We start from the raw sequence: 19,155 nt of genomic DNA on the forward strand, positions 1-19,155 counted from the left end.
ATTGAAAATGAAAAAACTACCCCCACCGGCTCCCCCTTGCACAGGGGGAGAAACGAACGCAAGAAATCGTATCAATGTTTCAATGTAGCGCATCCTCCCCCTGTGTAAGGGGGAGTTAGAGGGGGTAGTCGAAAAGGTTAAAGATAAAAACTAAAAGATAAAAGTAAAAGAAACCTGTAACTCGCCAAAGGCGAATCCCGATTGGAATCTAAAATTTAAAATCTAAAATTAGCAAGGCCTTGCGTGGCTGGAATCTTAAATCTAAAATTAAAACGTCATGATTCTCATTTTCGGAGGAACAACAGAAGGAAGAACAGCGGTAAAAGTACTCGATGAGGCAGGTAGTCCCTACTACTACTCCACCCGTGGCAATGCCCAGCAAATCGAATGTAAACATGGGACCCGGGTAGCGGGAGGCATGGATCATGACGCCATGACGGAATTTTGCTCGACACACGACATACACCTCATCATCGACGCCGCCCATCCCTTCGCCTCTTTGCTCCACACCACCGTGGCTGCCGTTTCCGAACAACTGGATCTGCCCGTCATTCGCCTCGAACGTCGTTATCCGCCACGAGACGAATCGCTCGTGTGGTGTGACACCTTCGATGACGCCATTGATTACCTCGAATCTCACGAAATACGTGATCTGTTGGCCCTTTCCGGGGTCCAGACCATAACCAAACTACAACGTTACTGGGAAAAACATCCCTGCCATTTCCGTGTCCTCGACCGGGATAACTCCCGGGAGATCGCCCACCGGGCAGGATTTCCCGCGGAAAACCTCCTTTTCTGGCAGGAGGGACAGGACGAACTAACCCTGTTCCGCCAGCTACGTCCCGGGGCTATCCTTACCAAAGAAAGCGGTGAATCCGGGTACTACGAGGAAAAAATCACCGCAGCCCGGCAACTGGGCATCCCGGTCATCGTCATTCGCCGTCCGCCGCTCCCCGACAGTTTCTACGTCGTGAACGGTGAACATGGCTTGCGCTACCGCGTGGAACGCCTCCTTCCCGGTTTTTACCCTCTCCGTAGCGGGTTCACCACCGGCTCGTGTGCCACCGCCGCCACCCGTGCTGCCCTCGAAGGCCTTCTTTCACGAATTCCACAACACTCCGCCACGATTACCCTTCCCGATGGAGAAACGGTAACGCTCCCCGTCAGTTCGTGCGTTCTCACCAAAGATAGTTGCACCTGCGGGGTTACCAAGGATGCCGGAGACGACCCGGATGTCACGAACGGCTACACCATTTTTTCCACCGTCTCTCTCACAGACATTCCCGGAGTGCGATTCCTGCCCGGCGAAGGCGTCGGTACGGTCACCCTTCCCGGCATCGGCATACCCGTTGGCGATCCCGCCATCAACCCAACACCCCGCCGCATGATCACCGGTGAGATCGAACGGTTGCTTCGCACTCATGGTACGTTGTCCGGCGTGTCCGTCCGCATTTCCGTACCCGGAGGTAGCGAACTCGCTCAAAAAACCTTCAATCCCAAACTCGGTATTACCGGGGGAATCTCTATCATCGGTACTTCCGGCATCGTCCGTCCCTTCTCCTCCGAGGCTTTTGTCAACTCCATACGCAAAGAGATCCAAGTTGCCCGGGCCCTTGGATGCACGGAACTCGTTATCAACTCCGGAGCCAAGAGCGAAAATTATCTCCGCTCCCGTTTTCCCCACCTCCCACCGCAAGCCTTCGTACATTACGGCAACTATATCGGAGATACCCTCCGTCTTGCCGAAGAGGAAGGCATCACCCACCTCACGATGGGCATCATGATCGGTAAAGCCGTCAAGCTCGCCGAGGGACATCTGGACACGCATAGCCGCAACGTCATCATGAACCGGGACTTCATCGCCACCCTCGCCCGTGAAAGCCACTGCTCCCCGGAAAGCGTTGCCCGCATCGCCGGAATAACCCTTGCCCGTGAACTTTGGGAACTTTTTGCCGACACCCCGGCCTTTTTCGCCCTACTTGTTGATCGCTGTCTCGCCGTCTGCCGTCCACTACTTCCACACGCCAGCCTAGATATTACGCTAGTTCCCGAACATAGCCAACGATAGCTCTTCGCCAATCCTTCGCTGGCTCTTCTTTGGCCTCTCTTTACTCTATCTACTGCTCTTCTACTGCTCTTCTACTATTCATATACTACTTATACAGTATAAGTATTGTTTATATCAAATTAAATGATTATTTTTACATTAGCGAAGGACCGGAGGGAAGTAAGTGAATAGTTTAAGAATCTCCGAATCACGCACGAAAACACTAAAAACATCATCATGCAAGTAGAAGGCACCTCGTTAACCCCGAAAAAACGCTTCCGAGTGGGAGGCATCACCTATTATTACAGGCTTGGCAAGTTACAAGCCTGCCCGAGTAAGCGCATTACTCTCAAGAAAAAGATAAGAAAAGACGAGAACGGCAACATTATCCCTGATCGAACACCGAAACAAAGGAAAAATAACACCAAATTCACCTTTGCCCGCTACATGTTCGCCTTCATTCGCAAGAGATTTGGGGATCTACCCGTCTGGAAGATTGCCGCGGCCCAACGAGGGATGACCGATGATAACCTGATACAATCAACCAACTATAAATACCTAGACGAAAAGGGGAAAATTCTTGATATGGAAGGTTTTCAAGTCAGTCTTGGCCCTCTCGCCCTCCCCCTCAACCTACGAGCGACACGGAACGGCACGCTTGTCTCCATCACGTGGGACGATCCGCGGGATGAACCCTCCGCAGCCCCGACAGACCGCATGATGGTAGGTATATTCTATGCAGATTACCGCGACACTTTCACGCTCGAAAAAGAAACCGGGACTACCCGTAGAGACGGGAAATGCGAAATCATCCTTCGCGATGACGACGGTGAAGTATGTATCCACCCATTCTTTGCACGCGCAGATAACACGGCCTTTTCCGAGGATAAAGCGATCACACTTCCCGACACGGAATAATCCCGAAAATAAATGCTATCTTTGTACTTGAAAAACACGTGACTGGAAACACGTTAAAACAATTGAAGCATGAAAAGCAAATTTAAAATTACCCGGGCCGACTACCTCAAAGCCATGAGAAAAGCCCGGCGGGACGAGGAGATCCGAGAACATCTCCACCCGGTGAACATCAACCGGGTACACAAATCCAAGAAAGTGTATAACCGCAAAAGAAATAAGGCGGATCTGAATAAGGATCTGCCTTATTTTTTTGCCCTCAGCAAGTTACAGGTTTATTCATTTTAGATTTCCACCCACGAAATCACCCTTCTAGATTTTCAACTTTTATCTTTTAGTTTTTAGTTTTTAGCTCCAATCTTTCCAACTACCCCCTCTAACTCCCCCTTGCACAGGGGGAGGACATACTACATTGAAACATTGAGGCGCTTTCTTGCGTTCGTTTCTCCCCCTGTGCAAGGGGGAGCCAAAGGGGGTAGTCTTTTTCATTTTCAATTTTCAATTTTCAATTGTTCCAGTAGTTCCTCGATTGTCCCCACTTCAATCACGTTTTCCCCTTCCCGGCAGATCCGGAAACCGGAAGTTGTTAAATCTCCCGTTTCTACCCACACGCTCGATTCCACGTTCCGGTTTGCCAAGATGCCGTTACGCTGTAACGCCTTACGCACCATGGCGTATTTCTGACCGTGGCCCACTAACCGCACTTGGGATGAATACTGGTTTTCCACGCGAAACAATCCGGTTTCCATGTCGAAAACAATTCCTTTGCGAGCGAAGAAACCGCTCAAATGTCCCTCAAGAGCCAAATCCTCCGGCGTGCCGATCGTGATGCCGTGTTGGCGATCCATGAGCCAGATTTTGTCGGCGATCTGCAAGGCTAGCTCCAAATCATGGGTCGAAAGGAATATCGTTTTTCCGGTCTCCCGGGTCAACTGGTGAAGTAACTGCATGATTTCCACCTTACTTGGAAAATCAAGGAATGCCGTCGGCTCGTCAAGGAAAATCACGGGCGTTTGCTGTGCCAACGCTTTGGCAATCATCACTTTTTGTCGTTCGCCATCACTTAACGTGTGAACCATACGATCCGCCAGATTTTCGATCTTCACGAGAGCGATTGATCGTTCGACAATCTCCCGATCCTCCCCGTGCAACGTACCCCAGAAACCCGTGTAGGGAGCGCGTCCCATCTCGATCAGTTCCCGGGCTGTCATGTTCCGGACATCGCATTTCTCCGTCAGTACCACGCCAATCGTGCGGGACAACTCCTTGTCGGAATACGTGCCAATCTCCCGCCCCATAATATCAATCTCTCCCTCCAACTTGGGTTGGAAAGCGGATAGCGTGCGCAACAACGTGGATTTTCCTACCCCGTTTGCCCCCAGCAGACAGGTCAGTTCCCCGCCGTTAATCGCCGTGCAAATATCGCTCGCCACCACCTTCGTGTCGTTCTTTCCCTTGTACCCGATCGCCAGATTCCTTAATTGAATGGTTGCCTGTTTCATACTTGTTATAACTGAAAACGTATTAACTACCCCCTCTAACTCCCCCTTACACAGGGGGAGAATGCGCTACATTGAAACATAAAAGCGACTTCTTTCGTTCGTCTCACCCCCTATGCAAGGGGGAGCTGGTGGGGGTAGTTGTAAATCTAAAATCATAAATCACGAAATCACTGAATCCCTAAAACTCCACCGCATCTCGCCTTTTCCTCTTCCTAAACAACACCGACGCTACCACGGGCGCCCCCACCAATGCCGTCACGGAATTCACGGGTAGCGCACCCTCGAATCCCGGCAAGCGGGCAATCAAGTTGCAGAGCAATGCCAGCGATGCCCCGACGAGCATCGAGGCCGGCATCAGCACCCGGTGATCGGATGTCTGGAAAATTGCCCGGCACAAGTGAGGTACCGCCAACCCAAGGAAAATAATCGGCCCGCAATACGCCGTCACGATTGCCGTCAACACCCCCGCACAGGTAATCACCCACACCCGGGCCCGGTTGATATTCAACCCCAGATTACGGGCATAACCATCACCCAACATCAGCAAATTCAACGGCTTGATCAGCAAAAACGATAACGGGATAATCACGGCCATGATCGTCACGAACAGCATCATCTGGTTACCCGAAACCCGGGCAAAGCTCCCCAATCCCCAGATCACGTAAGCCTTAATATCCTCTTCCACGCTAAAAAACTTCAACACCCCGATCACCGCGTTAGCGATATACCCGATCATAACCCCGATAATCAACAATGTCACGCTCCCCGCCACTTTCCGGGATGCCAGCACGATCAGCCCCATCACCGACAAGGCTCCCACGATAGCCGCAATCGACAGGGCTACCTCCCCGATAAAACCGAGACGACTTAATGCCACCCCACCCAGTTGACCGGAAAGTAACACCACGAACGCCACGCCGAGACTTGCCCCCGAGCTGATACCCAACACGGACGGCCCCGCTAACGGGTTGCGGAAAATCGTCTGCATCTGCAAACCGCTTATCGAAAGTCCCGCACCCGCCACCAAAGCGGTCAACGCTTGGGGAAGACGGGATTTCAATATAATATTCTGCCATGCCACCGGATCTCCCTCGCCTCCCGTCAAGATATTCCAAACCGCACGAAACGGGATGGCCACTGAACCCAGCAACAAGTTTAACAACAAGAACACGAGAATGGAAATCGTGATCGCAAAAACGAGTATCGTGTACTTACCTCTCTTCATCGGCTCACTTTTTTAAAATATCATAATACACCGGTTCATGATCAGGAAGGATTTCCGGGTGGAACACCCGTATCATATCCGCCAGCACGACTTCCGGTTCGGCAGGCATACTCTCGTAGAACGGTTTTTCCCGCATATTACAATAGACCACGTGTTTTTCCTTGAACGCCTTGAAGTCCGCGTAACGCTCGTCCTGCGCCTTCAGGGCCTCGTAACAATACTCCCCGGCAAAGCTATTCGCTATCCGCCAGTAATCGGCACTCTCTGCCTGATTGTACACGGTCTCGAAATCAAGCGTCACACCACCGGAACGGGGATCATCCTTCAAGAAATAATCCGCCCCCGCATCATGGAACAATTGCGCCAAAAAGCTCTTTCCTCCCACGGCATACCAAACACCCCCACGTAACTCCCCGCTAAATACAACGGGACGATACTTCACCTCTCCCACCATCGCTTTCAAAGAGTTATAACGTTGCTCGATTCGATCGAACTCCCGGTTCGCCACGTCCTCCATCCCCAATAATAGGCCGACAAACTTGATCCACTCGGCCTGACCGAGCGGTGTCATCTCCTTGTAACCGAGATGAGGCACCAGCGGGATTCCAATATCTTTCACGGCATCATACCCCCCGCGTTTGAACGGGGAAATCAACATCAGGTCGGGATTAATACTCATAATCACCTCGTTATCGAAATTTCCCTCGATACCGATACGACGGGTTAGCCCCTCGTCCACCTGCCGTTGCATATCCTTGTTAAACAGGAAACGAGTACTCGTGATTCCCACCACCCGATCCATCGCCCCCAACTTGATGAAATTGGAGAGCTGCAACGAAGTCATGCAAATGGCACTCCGCACGGGCAACGCCACCACCGGTAAATCTTTTGGGGTCTGCACCGTCGATCCACGCGGAACCAAAGCGTACTGGTAATGAGTATGACTACTCTCCTGCGGGTCCTTGATGTTCAGTACCACGTACCCCTCACGTTCCTCCAACCAAAAACCTTTAGCATACTTAATATGAATCCGGGAAACCGTATCGACCTTCTCTTTCACGGTCTGTTCTCCCGACGACTGTTTGCGTGAAGTCGACTTGCAACAAAAGAGAACACTACAAAAGCATAAAAGATAAAAAAAACGCACTACATTCATTTCTTTTCCTCCGAAAGTATTAATTAATCACGTCTCATGGCAGGTTTTCTGGCTTGTCATCTTTTCCCCTTCCCGGTATCACCAGTGGCCTAACGAAAAGATCCGCCCTCTCGGACGGGCAATGACTTTACAGCTGCGGGGACAGCCCCGGAATTTCACCGGATTCCCTTTTCTTCCAACATGAAAGCACCAAGACGCCTGCAAATATATAAATATTATTTTGAGGCTATTCCTTTTTTAGCGACTTTTGCAACGAAGAAAAAGAGTTCATAAGGTTTGTAAGGTTCATAAAGCTTATAAAGTAACGGGGTGTCCTTCGGACGAAGCCTGTCGGCAACTTCCGTTGCCGTGAACTAAGCACCTCACAAGGGACCATAAACCTTATAAACTTTATGAACCTTATAAACTTTACAAACTAATTTAGACATGAAAGGAAAAATCGTGGGAGTATCGTTGGGACCGGGAGAACCGGAATTGATCACGTTGAAGGCATTAAAAGCCTTACAGGGAGCGGACATTATCTATTGTCCCGGCACACAGACCAAATCCCGTTCCCGGGACATCCTGCAAGCCCTGCCCGTGGCCATGGAACGAATACGACTTTTCCACGTCCCCATGTCCAAGGATCGCACGTTTGCCAATCAAGCCTATGATGCCCTTTGCACGGAAATAGCATCCCTTGTCGCCACGGGTAAAAACGTTGCCATCACGGCGGAAGGGGATTCCGGTTTTTACTCTTCCGTGAATTCCATGTTCGACAGACTCGCTTCCATGAACCTTCCCGTTACCACCGTGGCCGGTGTCCCTGCTTTTATTGCGGCAGGAGCCATCTCGGGCCTTCACATTGTGAAACAAGAAGAAAAACTCGTCGTCCTACCGGGAATAACCACCGCCAAAGAACTGGACACCCTTCTTTCCAACGGTCATGTTGTGGTGATCATGAAACTCTCGCAATGCACGGAAGAAATACACCGTTTCATGCAAAAAAGTCCCTGCCACGAGTACCACTATTACGAAAATGTAGGCACGTCAGACGAGCTACACACGACTGCTTACAACGACATCACACGCAAAGACTTCCCCTATTTCTCGTTAATGATTATTCGTCCTTGCAAACAATTGGCATAGATATTGCGTACAAGAAGACGCAAGATGAATGATTATAAACATTTTTACAGGTTAATTATATGATTCAACGAATAATATGTGCATTGTCGTTATGCCTTTTATTGTTTATCCCGTTCCATGACATCATGGCGGGGGAACTCGTGACAAGAGATTCGCTGAACAATACAACTGACACGTTGAAGAATGGATTCTTTCACCGTCTCTATCGTTATTTCGAGCAATCGAACAAGGTGAAAGAAGAAAAGAAATTCGACTTCTCCATCATCGGCGGGCCGCACTTTTCGAGTGACACGAAACTGGGACTCGGCGTGGTCGCATCCGGACTGTTCCGCATCGACCGGGAAGATAAAACCATCTCCCCGTCAAACATTTCCCTTTACGGGGATGTCACGACCACGGGTTTTTACCTGCTAGGTATCCGGGGCAACATGATTTTCCCGAAAGACCGTTTCCGGGCAAACATCAATATGTACTTTTTCTCGTTTCCCAGTGAATACTGGGGAATCGGCTACGATGCGGGGAAAGACGAGGATCACAAGACAGAGTACAAACGATTGGAACAACAGGTAAAACTGGAACTTCTATACAAACTCGCACCCAACTTGTACGCCGGGGCAAACCTCATGTTCCGCAATGTCACGGCAAGGAATTTCGATGACATCACGTTCCTCAACGGGGCCAAGAAAAACGTGAACACCTTCGGACCGGGACTCGTTATATCTTATGACTCGCGAGACTTTATCCCGAACCCGGCAAGAGGCTTTTTCGCCCAACTGGAACAACAATTCTTCCCCGGATGGCTGGGAAATGACGATAGTTTCAAACGCACAAGCGTGGATTTCAGATATTACCAGAAAATGTGGAAAGGTGCCATACTCGCCAGCCAGTTACAAGGAACATTCAACTACGGGAATACCCCTTGGAGCATGGTTTCCCTCATGGGAGGATCATACGCCATGCGAGGGTATTACGAGGGAAGATACCGGGACAACGACCTGATACAATTTCAGGTAGAGTATCGCCAGAAGATATACAACCGCCACGGAATCACCGCATGGGCAGGAGCCGGAAACGTGTTCCCCGACATGGACAAATTCAAGTGGAAACAAACCCTGCCGACCTACGGAATAGGTTATCGCTGGGAATTTAAAAACAGAGTAAACGTAAGATTAGATTATGGATTCGGCAAAGGCGTCAGCGCATTCTACTTCGGCATTAACGAAGCTTTTTAAAGGGATCGTGAATTTCGTGAAACGGCCAAAACTATTGTTTTGGCTCTTTATCGCATTGAATTTAGTCCCGAATTTCTGTCTGCTTTTCACGGAACCTCTCTCCGGACTGGGCAAAACGATCTTGATTCTGCTACCACTTGGTGTTTACATGGTCGTGTTCTCCCTGTTCAAACGGGCGGGCCTCATGCAATTGATACTGATTCCGGTACTGATCTTACACGCCTTCCAGCTCGTTTTGTTCTATCTCTTCGGAGAGTCGGTCATCGCTGTTGATATGTTCCTGAACCTACCCACCACGAACGCCTCCGAGGCCGGGGAATTGCTGGGAAATATATGGCCCTCCATTATCATTGTCTGCGTCCTTTATATCCCCGTTATCGTGCTGGCCTCTATTGCCGTACACTATAAAGTGAAACGTACTGCCGTATTCCGCAAGCACATGATCACGTGGGGAATCATCTTCTTTATCATTGGTTCCGGACTGGTCGCTTTCGAGAAACACCGGGATAACACCTACGAGGTAAAAACAGATATATACCCGGCAAACGTGATGTATAACCTATATTACGCGGGAGTGAAATGGAACCGCAGCATGAACTACCCCGTCACCTCGAAAGATTTCGTCTATCATGCCACCCGTGATTCCGTTCATCAACGCCGGGAAATATACGTGCTGGTAATCGGGGAGGCTGGAAGGGCTGAAAACTGGGAACTGTGGGGGTATCATCGGGAAACCAACCCGTTATTAAAAAACGAGGATAACTTGGTACTATACAAAGATGCCTTAACACAATCTAACACGACACACAAAAGCGTACCACTCATCTTGTCCGCCGCCGACGCTTGCCACTACGAGTACCTCTACACGCATAAAAGCATCGTAACTGCCTTCAAAGAGGCCGGGTTTAAAACAATATTCCTGTCAAACCAGACACCGAACCGATCATTCACGGATTACTTTGCCGCGGAGGCAGACATTCATGTCAATGTACGTCCACAAGCGGACGGAGGGTTAATCACGGTCAATAAATTCGACGGAGAAATGCTCCCGTTGATACAGCAATACGTGGATTCGTTGAGCGAGAACCTATTTATTGTCTTCCACACCTACGGATCACACTTCAACTATAAAGAACGTTACCCGGAAGAATTTGCCAAATTCCAACCGGCCAACGCCACGGAAGTCGAGTACAAAAACAAGGACCAACTCATCAACGCTTATGACAACAGTGTCCTGTACACGGATTACTTCCTGCACAGCCTGATCGGGATATTGAAGAACTCGGGAGCTGATGCTACCATGATTTACTCGCCGGACCACGGGGAGGATTTACTGGACGACAGCCGGAAAAGATTCCTGCACGCCTCACCGATCCCGACCTATTACCAGATACACATTCCATTCCTGATGTGGTTCTCGGATAATTACATCGACGCTAGGCCGAGGATGTACGAGGTCGCACGTTACAATAGTAGCGCCCCCATTTCTTCGAACGCCTCAATCTTCCATACCCTGTTGAATATGGCCGAGATTCAGACCCCTTATTTTGACTCCACTTACTCGCTCGTCAATCCCGGTTTTGTCCGGAGACCACGTATGTACCTCGGAGACCACGACCAACCCGTGAATTATTACGAGGTCGGATTGAAGAAACAAGATAAAGAGATGATTCTCAAAAGGGGAATGGACTGTTCAATTGAGTGATTCTATGATTTCCTATTAAGTGATTTTATGATTAGATGATTAAAAAGAGTTAAGAATTTAACATCCCGTATGATTGTTGAAAAAATAACATGCCCCTATTGTTCAAGCAATGCTTATTCACTACTTTTGAGGCGTTAATATAACCTAACTCATAAAAAGACTCCCGGAAAGGGAATCTAATCATTAAATCAAATTATACACGATGAAAGTAGCAGTAGTAGGAGCAACAGGATTAGTCGGAAGAAAAATGTTGCAGGTTCTGGAAGAAAGAAACTTCCCGGTAACAGAGTTAATACCGGTAGCCAGCGAGCGTTCGGTAGGCAAAGAAATTACCTTCAAGGGGAAAAACTACAAGGTCATGGGTATGCGGGACGCAATCAACATGAAACCTCAACTCGCTATTTTCTCTGCCGGGGGAGACACCTCATTGGAATGGGCACCCCAATTCGCCGCAGCCGGAATTACCGTGGTAGACAACTCGTCAGCTTGGAGAATGGACCCGACGAAAAAATTGGTGATCCCCGAAATCAACGCAAACACCTTAACCAAAGAAGATAAGATTATCGCGAACCCGAACTGTTCAACAATACAGATGCTGGTCACCCTAGCCCCTCTTCACAAAAAATACGGGATCAAACGCGTCGTCGTTTCCACGTACCAATCCGTGACCGGGAGCGGTTTGAAAGGAATCAACCAGCTCGAAGGCGAACGGGAAGGCCGGGAGGTGAAAAAAGCATACGCTCACCCAATTGACCGGAACTGTCTGCCGCATTGCGACTCATTCACCGACAACGGGTACACGAAAGAAGAAATGAAACTGGTCAACGAGACCTGCAAAATATTAAATGACGACACGATTAAAGTAACTGCCACAGCCGTACGGGTTCCCGTCATGGGCGGACATTCCGAAAGTGTAAACATCGAATTCAAACAGGATTACGACCTTGACGAACTTCGTGACCTGCTCGCCCATTCAGAAGGTATCATCGTGCAGGACGATCCCGCCCAGAACCTTTACCCGATGGCCATCACAGCCAACGAGAAAGACGAAGTCTTCGTGGGCCGCTTACGCCGGGATTTCTCCCAACCCAACAGCCTCAACCTGTGGGTAGTTTCCGATAACCTACGCAAAGGTGCCGCCACAAACGCCGTGCAGATAGCGGAATACTTGTACAAACACGATCTTTTGTAAGAACCCGTAAGTTCATTATTAAAAATGAAGGTCAGCAATAATTATTTGCCGGCCTTCATTTTTTTTATAAACACTGTCACCCGCAACTACCCGTTCCGGATTTAATAACGTGTTCTGTGATCGTAAAATCATTGTAAATTTAAAACTTGTAACATGAAATGTAAGTTTATTATTTTTCTAATCGCACTAACCTCTTGTACTCATACTGCAAGAAGTCAAAACAACATCACGCTCTCCGTAGATGTGGAGAAAACCCCGGAAATGGGTTTTGTCATTTCCTACTTGAAAGAGTCCATGATTGGTATGGATTTCGATGACAAAGGACATGCAGAATATCGTATCGAAGATATGGATGCGATTTACTTAACCCTCCATAACGGCTTTGCCGAGCAGAAGACGATTTATGCCGAAAAAGGAGATCACATCCAATTATCCTTTGACGGAGAAAGCATGAAGAAAACACTAAAAATGGAGGGAGTGCGAGAAAACATTGCCGATTACTTGAAGAACGTGAAAATATCAGGGCCCGCGAATAAGGACTTCGCTTTAGACATAAAAGACTTTGTGAAATTGCTGAAAGAAAAAGTAAAGAAGAATCAACAATTGTTAGACAGCCTGACACCAGCCTTGACAAAGGAAAGCAGTAAATTCATCAAACTCGAAAAAAATCGGATTAAATACATGCTAGGCTTGTCATTACTCGACTATCCCCGGATGCACCCCTATATGGCAAAGATTGAATATACCCCGGGAGATGATTATTACAACGAGCTTAAAGCTTGGTTGGAAGAAGACCTAAATTCATTGTGCCTATGGCAATATCGCACTCTCATGACCGAAGTTCCCACATTCATCATGAGTCGTAAAACGCCTATTCATACTCCCTACGAAAAAGCCATGAAACAAATGGAGTACATCAACAATAACACCAAAGATGAACAAGTTAAACAGAATTTACTCACCATTATTGCCAACAATTATATCAAGGATGCCGGAATTCAGAAAAGTACGGAACTGGATGCTTTCTACCGGAAACACGTGACAGACAAAGAACTACTTGCCCAATACCAGCAGACGTATGATAGTTGGGCCGCAGTTTCCCCCGGACAACCTGCTCCGGATTTTAAAGCCGTTGATATTTCAGATAAAGAATTCTCCCTTAAAGACTTCAAGGGCAAATATGTTTGCCTCTATTTGTGGCCATGTGTCAGTCCCGCAATACAACAATTTTCCGAGTTGAAAAAACTACAACCTCTATTTAAAAAGAAAAACATCGTTTTGGTTAACTTGTCTATTGACAATAAAAAAGACAACTGGGTTCAAACCATACAAAACGAGGAAGCACAAGTCGGGACTCATCTTTACGCGGGATTCGATAAACATTTTTTACAGAAATGTCATTACAGTGCTGCCAGCATGGTTCAATTTATTTTCATTGATCCCGCTGGAAAGATCATAGAATTACAAGCCCCTCTCCAGTCTTCCAACATGGAAGATTTTATCAAAGAGACCATCCAAGATTAGACTTTTGCGGCCCGTGCATGGGGCCGCAACTTTTTTATTTCAATAAGTTTTTGTTTATTTGCAAAAACAATTGGAAATCACACCGTGTCAAGTCAAGAGAAATTCTTAAAAGGGATAAATCAGAAAGAATCTGATGCATGGAAAGAGCTATATCGCTATTTCTACGGGACTCTATGCAATTACACGACCAAAATTGTTGTAGACGAAACCGTGGCGGAAGACATCGTTCAAGAATGCTTTATCTCCATCTGGAATTCTTCGCTCCATTTCCAAGAGATGAAAGCCCTCTCGGTTTATCTATACCGTTCGGTACACAATAACGCTTTAAAATATCTCCGGGATAAGAATGTCGATAATCAAAGATTACAAAGATGGAGCAAAGAACAAGACGATGTTGAAGATGTTGATTTCTACCAAGCCGTCGAAGAAGAGCTTATCCGCAAATTACACGTGGTCATTGATCAATTACCGGAACAACGTAAAAACATCTTGCTATTGAGTATTGACGGCTTGACCGTGCAAGAGATTGCCGACCAACTGAATATCAGCATCAACACGGTAAAAACGCAAAAGAAAAGAGCCTACGTGTTTCTCAAAGAAAATTTAAAACAAAGTTTACTTCTCATATACATTCTAGAAATATTAAAGTAAAAAAATTACTCTAGCTGTCACCCGCATATAGCACTTTCGGATTTATAGATAAAATAACGCATAAAAATCGAATCCGATGAAATGGAATGCATTATCAGATAAGACCGAGTGGCTATTAAAAAAGATCACAGAACACACGGAAGAACCTATCGATGACAATATGCTAAAACAACTTGCAGATAAACTGCAAGAGAAGGGTTACGTATCCAAAAAACTTCGGGAACAACAACGCTTCAATTACCTAAAGGCCTACCAGCAAGTTGTTCAACCAAGAAAAAGATGGGTGTCACCCGGCTTATTAAAAATTGCAGCCGCCATTATTATCCTAATCGGAACAGGGACATTCCTGTATTTCCAGCAACTTCCCGAATTGACACCTACCCCAGATGAACTCTTTCTTACCGAAGTACATCCGGGAACACGTAAAGCTTTCTTGATTAAACATGATGGTCTGGAAATTGAATTGAAAGGAGACTCCGTGAAAATCGACGAACAAAACGGGATTAACATTCATATCGATTCCATGGGGCTACGGTATGATACCGAACAGGCTCAACAGCAAACGGCAACCCTCTATAACACGCTGGTTGTTCCCCGGGGAGGAGAATACTCGTTAGTGTTGGCAGACGGGACAAAAGTGTGGCTGAATGCCGATTCTGAATTAAGGTACCCGATCCAATTCACGGGTAACACAAGAGAAGTTTCCGTGGTAGGAGAGGCTTTTTTTGAAGTTACAAAACAAGAAGGCAAACCTTTTATCGTGAAGACGTCCCTAGGAAACATCACGGTTCTCGGTACTCAATTTAACGTGTGTAACTATCCGGGAAAAGAGAAACTCGTAACCACGTTAGTACAAGGAAAAGTATCTTGTGATCTACCGAATGGTAAGAGCATTGTCCTTGCTCCCGATCAACAATTATCGATCAACGGGAGCGGAGAAAGTAAGTTAAGAACAGTGGACACCAAGTACTTCACCTGCTGGAAAGATGGTATGTTCTTGTTTGAGGAAATGAGGATGGAAGATATTCTGGAACAATTGTCCAGATGGTACGATATTCACATTTTCTACACGAATGAAGAGGTAAAAGATTTGCATTTTTCGGGAGACCTCAGTCGTTTCAAGGATATTATAACTTTCATCGAGATGTTCGAAAAAAGTGCTGATGTAAAACTAACATTAAAAGGGAATACTTTAACAGTAGGTTTATAAAAAAACAAACCGGACCAAGCGCCAACTAAAATCCGGTTTGATATGGTTTAATTTATATAACTAAACGTCTCAAAATTATGAAAAAAAAAGGAAGAATCATGCAGGTTCTTGCAAGCTTTCTGTTTTTATTTGTTTTGCTTACGTGTCATATGAACTTAAAAGCACAAGGCAAAGCAGTAAACATGAACTACAAAGAAGTTTCTTTTGTCGAAGCGATCAATTCTTTTCGGCAACAAACCGGGGTAAAATTTCTTTACAACTTGGAAAAAGTAAAAGATAAAAGATGTAAAGACCTCGTACTGAAAAATGTACCTGTAAACAAAGCTATTGAAACCGTACTAAAACACTTCGGTTTAACCTATTCGATGGTGGAAGGGGTGGTCGTCGTGAAAGAGACGGAAGAAACATCCCCCACGACTTCGACACACACGATCACCGGCAAAGTCGTCGATCAAGCCGGCAACCCGCTCCCCGGGGTAACGGTAATTATTAAAGGAACAAAATCGGGTGTCGCAACAGACGTAAACGGAAATTTCACGATCACGTTAAATGAACAAAAAGAACAAACTCTCATTTTCTCGTTCGTGGGTATGCAAACGAAAGAGGTCTCCTGCATGGCCGGGAAAACCGTGACGGTAATCCTTGAGCCAGAGGAGGCCCAACTGGATGAAGTCGTGGTGACAGGTTATCAAAGCATCAATCGCCGGGACATGGTAGGTTCTTACACGACAGTAAAAGCCGCAGATATTATGATGCCGGCATACAATTCTATCGACCAAATGTTACAAGGGAAGATTCCGGGAATGGTTGTCGTCAATTCCTCTTCTCGTATAGGTAGTTCACCTAAAATCACGATCCGCGGAACTTCCACTATTTTCGGAAACACGGATCCGCTATGGGTCGTTGACGGCATCATCCAGCCAGACCCACTCCCCATTGATGCCAGCTCCGCTGTAACGGAAGATATGAAAAACTTGATCGGGAACCAGATATCATGGTTAAATCCTGCTGACATTGAAACAATCACTGTTTTAAAAGACGCATCCGCAACGGCTATTTACGGTTCAAAAGCTTCCAACGGGGTCATCGTGATTACCACGAAGAAAGGGAGCGCAGAGAGAACAAGCATTCGTTATTCAACGAATTTATCATTTAGAGCCCGTCCTAACTACGGGATGTTCAACTTCATGAACTCCAAAGAACGGATTCAATTCAGTAAAGAAGCTTATGACGCCGGAATCAGGTACCAGAGCGATCCTCTTCCTCAAATATATACCTATGAAGGGTTAATGGCCATGTACAATAATCGTCAAATCAGCGAAGAAAATTTCATGAAACAGATGGAATACTTGGAAACGTGTAACACTGATTGGTTTGACATCCTGTGTCGAAATTCTGTCAGTCATTCTCATAACTTAAGTATTACCGGAGGTTCCCAGAAAGTGACATACAATGCTTCTTTTGGCTACTCTTCAAGCCACGGAACGCAAAAAGGTGATGACATGACACAATTTAACGCTCGATTGAATGTCAACGCCCAACTACTGGAATCTCTTTCTGTTAATTTCAATCTAAGTAATTCATTTACTGACAGGAAAGGATATGGACCGGGAGTTAGTCCTGAAACTTACGCAAAACAAACCAGCCGGGCAATTCCTTTTGTTGATGAAAACGGAGATCGGGTATTTTATAAACAATACTACGAGTACAAACTAAATAGAACCGGGCAACTTGAATACGGTTACAACATCTTGAACGAGATGGAAAACAGTTACTCTAAAAATAAAGCAAAAAACGTAAATATGTCACTTAACGTGAATTGGAATATTGTTACCTGGCTTCAATACCAATTCGTGGGAAGTATTGCTTTCAACCTGAATAATTCGGAATCATTTGCAGGAGAGAAAACATCCTACATTGAACTCAACTATCGAGGTTACGCTTATGGCTCAGAGTCATCCGGTTCCGCCAAATTCAAAGCAGCGTTATTACCATTCGGAGGTGAACTGGCCACAAACGAGACAAACAATACCTCGTACAATATGCAACACAAAATCGTGTTCTCCAAAACCATTCACGAATTCCACCGGATCAACGCAATGGCCGGAATGGAAATCCGTTCAGAAGCAAACAAAAATAACACAAACACGGTTTGGGGATACGTTCCCGAACGAGGCGAGATATTAGTCTCTCCCTCCAAGCCGACAGAAATTGTTCCCGTTGGCGGAGTCGTCCCTATTTCCTGGGGTGCGCTGGATAAACTCTACCAAGGAGGATGGGCAAACACAAGTATTACCAATAATTTCGTGTCATTTTTTGCTACGTTAGCCTATTCTTTAAAAGATCGCTACGTATTCAATGCCAACATAAGATCAGACGCATCTAATAGATTCGGGCAAGATGTCAACAACCAATTTGACCCGACATATTCCTTCGGTATATCTTGGAGAATTGCCGAGGAGGAATTTATAAAAAACTACCTGTCATGGCTCAACCAATTGAATTTACGTGCGACCTACGGGATTCAAGGAAATGTTGTAAATTCCGTAAGCCCTGATCTTATCGCCCAGTACCGGGGAATTATGGAAGGTTATGACGAATATTACTTGAGCATATCCAGTTTGCCCAATCCCCTGTTAAAATGGGAACGCACAAAAACTTGGAACTTAGGGTTAGACATGCAATTGTTTAATGGTATCACCATGAGTTTCGAATACTATGGAAGACGTTCAAATGCCATTATCAATCAGGATATTGCACAAGAATACGGTATAGCAACTATGAAATTAAACGGAGGTCGGATTCATAATCACGGAATTGAATACTCTATAAATTTAACTCCATACAAAAGAAAAGATTTCGCATGGACCATCGGTATCAACGCATCGAAAAACTGGAATAAAGCCCAAAACGATGACGTCCGGATAAAAGCAGATAAACTGACAAAAGATAATTTCCTTAACGGTAGTACTGACCGTTTATTAAAGAAAGGATATCCACTAAGTGCCTTCTGGTCATATTCTTTTGCCGGACTTGACCCGCAAACAGGTTACCCTACCTTCAACCGCATTGATTTCGACGAAATCGACCCCGATATTGATCCTACCACGTTTTTGGTATATTCCGGTCAAAAGGACCCTTACTTCACGGGTGGAGTTAACACACGTGTGCGCTACAAGAGTCTGTCATTAGGTGTCGATTTTTCCGTGTTACTCGGTGCCAAGAAACGCCTTCCGAATCCTTATGCAAATTTCAACTACGGGAAACTTCCGGACCCTTACCATAACCTGTCGAAAGACCTGCTAAAACGGTGGCAAAAACCCGGCGATGAAAAACACACGATTTACCCGGCTTTATACACTTCCGTCGAAGACGTATATAACATACAACTTCCTGACGGAACACAATCCAATTCCATTTACTCCATGTGGGCAAATTCCGATGCAATGGTTGTTAATGCCTCTTTTTTACGATGTAATCAAATTTCAGTATCGTGGAATATGCCACCCCGGATATGCTCTAAATTCGGAGCCACCAATTGTTCGATTAGTGCAAACCTCAATAACCCATTCGTCATTGGCAGTAATCGTTTCAATGGATTCGACCCGGAGTTAGGAGATAGTGTCATGCCCAAGATCTTTTCTTGTGGTTTAAGTGTAGGATTTTAA

General features: G+C 46.3%; 14 protein-coding genes and 1 riboswitch. Of the genes, 11 read left to right on the forward strand and 3 right to left on the reverse strand.

The window, feature by feature from the left end; translation table 11 throughout:
* Nucleotides 1-277 precede the first annotated feature (277 nt).
* The 3 genes from cbiD (at nucleotide 278) to R8806_RS11870 (ending at nucleotide 3,250) form a co-directional block, all read left to right on the forward strand.
* On the forward strand, nucleotides 278-2,068 hold the full coding sequence (gene cbiD, locus R8806_RS11860) for a cobalt-precorrin-5B (C(1))-methyltransferase CbiD (RefSeq protein WP_124317958.1): 1,791 nt from the start codon (nucleotides 278-280) through the stop codon (nucleotides 2,066-2,068).
* 216 nt (nucleotides 2,069-2,284) lie between these two features.
* Nucleotides 2,285-2,965 carry a hypothetical protein gene (locus R8806_RS11865; protein ID WP_124318441.1) on the forward strand — a complete coding sequence of 227 codons (681 nt, stop codon included), beginning with the start codon at nucleotides 2,285-2,287 and terminating at the stop codon, nucleotides 2,963-2,965.
* A 69-nt stretch (nucleotides 2,966-3,034) separates the two neighbouring features.
* Nucleotides 3,035-3,250 (forward strand): hypothetical protein, encoded by a 216-nt coding sequence (locus tag R8806_RS11870; protein WP_124318440.1) that lies wholly within the window; start codon nucleotides 3,035-3,037, stop codon nucleotides 3,248-3,250.
* Nucleotides 3,251-3,453: 203 nt separating this feature from the next.
* Here R8806_RS11870 and R8806_RS11875 read toward each other — a convergent pair whose 3' ends face one another.
* The 3 genes from R8806_RS11875 to R8806_RS11885 all read right to left on the reverse strand — a co-directional run bounded on the left by R8806_RS11875 (nucleotide 3,454) and on the right by R8806_RS11885 (nucleotide 6,845).
* A complete protein-coding gene (locus tag R8806_RS11875) occupies nucleotides 3,454-4,464 on the reverse strand; it encodes an ABC transporter ATP-binding protein (RefSeq protein ID WP_124316935.1) in 1,011 nt (336 codons plus the stop codon).
* A gap of 178 nt (nucleotides 4,465-4,642) precedes the next feature.
* Nucleotides 4,643-5,689 carry an iron ABC transporter permease gene (locus R8806_RS11880; RefSeq protein WP_124316936.1) on the reverse strand — a complete coding sequence of 349 codons (1,047 nt, stop codon included), beginning with the start codon at nucleotides 5,687-5,689 and terminating at the stop codon, nucleotides 4,643-4,645.
* A 4-nt stretch (nucleotides 5,690-5,693) separates the two neighbouring features.
* Nucleotides 5,694-6,845 carry an ABC transporter substrate-binding protein gene (locus tag R8806_RS11885; protein ID WP_124316937.1) on the reverse strand — a complete coding sequence of 384 codons (1,152 nt, stop codon included), beginning with the start codon at nucleotides 6,843-6,845 and terminating at the stop codon, nucleotides 5,694-5,696.
* Between the two features lie 21 nt (nucleotides 6,846-6,866).
* Nucleotides 6,867-7,054: riboswitch (cobalamin riboswitch) on the reverse strand.
* A 217-nt stretch (nucleotides 7,055-7,271) separates the two neighbouring features.
* Here R8806_RS11885 and cobI point away from each other — a divergent pair.
* The 8 genes from cobI (at nucleotide 7,272) to R8806_RS11925 (ending at nucleotide 19,155) form a co-directional block, all read left to right on the forward strand.
* Nucleotides 7,272-7,973, forward strand: a complete 702-nt coding sequence (gene cobI, locus R8806_RS11890; protein WP_317715691.1) for a precorrin-2 C(20)-methyltransferase — start codon at nucleotides 7,272-7,274, stop codon at nucleotides 7,971-7,973.
* A 59-nt stretch (nucleotides 7,974-8,032) separates the two neighbouring features.
* Complete coding sequence (locus R8806_RS11895) at nucleotides 8,033-9,205, forward strand: BamA/TamA family outer membrane protein (protein ID WP_124316939.1); 1,173 nt, start codon at nucleotides 8,033-8,035, stop codon at nucleotides 9,203-9,205.
* Nucleotides 9,150-10,910: a lipid A phosphoethanolamine transferase gene (locus R8806_RS11900; protein ID WP_124316940.1), complete on the forward strand. Its 1,761-nt coding sequence runs from the start codon at nucleotides 9,150-9,152 to the stop codon at nucleotides 10,908-10,910. The genes R8806_RS11895 and R8806_RS11900 overlap by 56 nt, the downstream gene beginning before the upstream one ends.
* Nucleotides 10,911-11,112: 202 nt before the next feature.
* Nucleotides 11,113-12,102 carry an aspartate-semialdehyde dehydrogenase gene (locus tag R8806_RS11905; RefSeq protein WP_118303607.1) on the forward strand — a complete coding sequence of 330 codons (990 nt, stop codon included), beginning with the start codon at nucleotides 11,113-11,115 and terminating at the stop codon, nucleotides 12,100-12,102.
* 153 nt (nucleotides 12,103-12,255) lie between these two features.
* On the forward strand, nucleotides 12,256-13,626 hold the full coding sequence (locus tag R8806_RS11910) for a redoxin domain-containing protein (protein WP_124316941.1): 1,371 nt from the start codon (nucleotides 12,256-12,258) through the stop codon (nucleotides 13,624-13,626).
* 84 nt (nucleotides 13,627-13,710) lie between these two features.
* The gene (locus R8806_RS11915) at nucleotides 13,711-14,277 is read left to right on the forward strand and encodes an RNA polymerase sigma factor (RefSeq protein ID WP_158571808.1); all 567 of its coding nucleotides are present in this window, start codon (nucleotides 13,711-13,713) and stop codon (nucleotides 14,275-14,277) included.
* Nucleotides 14,278-14,353: 76 nt separating this feature from the next.
* Nucleotides 14,354-15,487 carry a FecR family protein gene (locus R8806_RS11920; protein WP_124316942.1) on the forward strand — a complete coding sequence of 378 codons (1,134 nt, stop codon included), beginning with the start codon at nucleotides 14,354-14,356 and terminating at the stop codon, nucleotides 15,485-15,487.
* A gap of 77 nt (nucleotides 15,488-15,564) precedes the next feature.
* On the forward strand, nucleotides 15,565-19,155 hold the full coding sequence (locus R8806_RS11925) for a SusC/RagA family TonB-linked outer membrane protein (RefSeq protein ID WP_124317356.1): 3,591 nt from the start codon (nucleotides 15,565-15,567) through the stop codon (nucleotides 19,153-19,155).

This window comes from Butyricimonas faecihominis (assembly GCF_033096445.1).
Taxonomy (GTDB): Bacteria; Bacteroidota; Bacteroidia; order Bacteroidales; family Marinifilaceae; genus Butyricimonas; species Butyricimonas faecihominis.